Below are 948 nucleotides of genomic sequence, written 5' to 3'. Positions count from 1 at the left end.
GTGCAGGCGCTGCGCGGCGCGTCGTTGAGCGCGGCGCGCGGCACCGTGCACGGGCTGATCGGCCAGAACGGCGCGGGCAAGTCCACGCTCATCAAGATACTCGCGGGGCTGGAGCGCGCGGATGCAGGCGAGATTCGCGTCGATGGCGTAAAGCGCGACGGCGGCGCGCCTGGCGAGATCGCGTTCATTCATCAGGAGCGGCTGCTTTCGCCGACCTTCACTGTGGCCGAAGCGCTCGCGCTGGGCGACGAACCGCGCGTGCCCGGTTTGCCGCGCCTGCGCGCCTTGCGCTCGCTGCTGCCGCTCGATCTGCGTCGCATGCGCCGGCGCGCGAGCGAGGCGCTGGCCGAACATTTCGACATCGCGCTGCCGCCCGACCGGCTGATCGGCGAACTGAGCGTGGCCGAACAGCAGATCGTGCAGATCACGCGCGCGCTCATGCGCGCGCCGCGCATTCTCGTTTTCGACGAACCGACCGCCGCGCTCGTGAGCCGCGAAGTCGAGCGCCTGCTGCAGATCATCGACCGGCTGCGCGCGCGCGGCCTGACGATTCTGTACGTCTCGCACTATCTGAATGAAATCGCCTCGCTCTGCGACCGCGTGACCGTCCTGCGCGACGGCATCGACGTGGCGCAGGTCGACGCGCGCACGACGCCCGTCGAAACGCTGGTCGAAGCGATGATCGGCACGCCGCCCGAGGCACGCGCGCGCCGCGTCTCGAACGCGCCGCACGACGCACACGACGCGCAGAACACGCACGATGTGGTGCTCGAAGCCCGCGATCTGCACGCGCCGGGGCGCTTCGGTCCGCTGTCGTTCGCGCTGCGGCGCGGCGAAGTGCTGGGCGTGACCGGGCTGGTGGGATCGGGCGGCAAGCCGCTGGTGCGCAGCCTGTTCGGGCTGGAGCGCGGCGTGCTCGGCGAACTGCGCCTGAACGGCAAGCGCGTG

The 948-nt window shown here is 70.9% G+C and carries 1 protein-coding gene; it reads left to right on the top strand.

Translation table 11 applies throughout. The features are described from left to right. Window positions 1–948, top strand: a 948-nt coding sequence (locus G3N97_RS39030) for an ATP-binding cassette domain-containing protein (protein ID WP_205998030.1), incomplete at both ends; no start/stop codon positions are given.

Origin of the sequence: Paraburkholderia sp. Ac-20347, from assembly GCF_017104805.1 — a bacterium.
Taxonomy (GTDB): Bacteria; Pseudomonadota; Gammaproteobacteria; order Burkholderiales; family Burkholderiaceae; genus Paraburkholderia; species Paraburkholderia tropica.
The sequence above is the reverse complement of the archived record's forward strand: the minus strand, read 5'-3'. Positions and strand labels throughout refer to the sequence as shown.